Consider the following 1,816-nt stretch of genomic DNA (forward strand, 5'->3'; position numbering starts at 1 on the left):
CTTTAAGCCCCTCCTAAGCTTTCTTACTCTATAATGCAGCTTTGCCAAAGTTAAAGCCCTTAAAAAAGCTTAAACTTCAAGCGCAACGATCTTTGACATCCAAGCAAGAGAGTCTTGTAGCCAAATTTGTTTTTATATTTTGTTTTGGCTTTAAGGACTCTAGTTTTGACACAACTTGTCTAATAGAGTAATCTTGAGTGCTTGTAGAGGAATCTATGAGCACAGAGCCAGTTTAGGATAAACTTAACTTTATGGAGAGTTTGATCCTGGCTCAGAGTGAACGCTGGCGGCGTGCCTAATACATGCAAGTCGAACGATGAAGCCTAGCTTGCTAGGCGGATTAGTGGCGCACGGGTGAGTAACGCATAGATGACATGCCCTTTAGTTTGGGATAGCCACTAGAAATGGTGATTAATACCAAATACTACCCTATGGGGGAAAGATTTATCGCTAAAGGATTGGTCTATGTCCTATCAGCTTGTTGGTGAGGTAAAGGCTCACCAAGGCGATGACGGGTATCCGGCCTGAGAGGGTGAACGGACACACTGGAACTGAGACACGGTCCAGACTCCTACGGGAGGCAGCAGTAGGGAATATTGCTCAATGGGCGCAAGCCTGAAGCAGCAACGCCGCGTGGAGGATGAAGGTTTTAGGATTGTAAACTCCTTTTGTCAGAGAAGATAATGACGGTATCTGACGAATAAGCACCGGCTAACTCCGTGCCAGCAGCCGCGGTAATACGGAGGGTGCAAGCGTTACTCGGAATCACTGGGCGTAAAGAGTGCGTAGGCGGGGTTGTAAGTCAGGTGTGAAATCCTATGGCTTAACCATAGAACTGCATTTGAAACTACAACCCTAGAGTGTGGGAGAGGTAGGTGGAATTCTTGGTGTAGGGGTAAAATCCGTAGAGATCAAGAGGAATACTCATTGCGAAGGCGACCTGCTAGAACAATACTGACGCTGATTGCACGAAAGCGTGGGGAGCAAACAGGATTAGATACCCTGGTAGTCCACGCCCTAAACGATGGATGCTAGTTGTTGGGGGGCTTTGTCCTCCCAGTAATGCAGCTAACGCCTTAAGCATCCCGCCTGGGGAGTACGGTCGCAAGATTAAAACTCAAAGGAATAGACGGGGACCCGCACAAGCGGTGGAGCATGTGGTTTAATTCGAAGATACACGAAGAACCTTACCTAGGCTTGACATTGAAGGAATCTGCTAGAAATAGCGGAGTGTCTAGCTTGCTAGACCCTGAAAACAGGTGCTGCACGGCTGTCGTCAGCTCGTGTCGTGAGATGTTGGGTTAAGTCCCGCAACGAGCGCAACCCTCTTTCTTAGTTGCTAACAGGTTACGCTGAGCTCTCTAAGAAGACTGCCTGCGTAAGCAGGAGGAAGGTGAGGACGACGTCAAGTCATCATGGCCCTTACGCCTAGGGCTACACACGTGCTACAATGGGGCGCACAAAGAGATGCAATGCCGCGAGGTTGAGCTAATCTTAAAAACGCCTCTCAGTTCGGATTGCAGGCTGCAACTCGCCTGCATGAAGCTGGAATCGCTAGTAATCGCAAATCAGCCATGTTGCGGTGAATACGTTCCCGGGTCTTGTACTCACCGCCCGTCACACCATGGGAGTTGTGTTTGCCTTAAGTCAGGATGCTAAAGTAGCTACTGCCCACGGCACACACAGCGACTGGGGTGAAGTCGTAACAAGGTAACCGTAGGTGAACCTGCGGTTGGATCACCTCCTTTCTTAGAGAATTGCCCTTGGCATTTGTTTGTCTGGGGAAAAGGCACAGGACTCTCTTGCTGGGGTGTTA

Annotated in this window: 1 rRNA gene; it reads left to right on the forward strand. The window is 49.1% G+C overall.

The features are described 5' to 3' along the window. Positions 1–248: 248 nt before the first annotated feature. Positions 249–1,748, forward strand: a 16S ribosomal RNA gene (locus tag EAO38_RS08470). Positions 1,749–1,816: the final 68 nt, after the last annotated feature.

Source organism: Helicobacter vulpis, from assembly GCF_003660395.1.
GTDB classification, from domain to species: domain Bacteria; phylum Campylobacterota; class Campylobacteria; order Campylobacterales; family Helicobacteraceae; genus Helicobacter; species Helicobacter vulpis.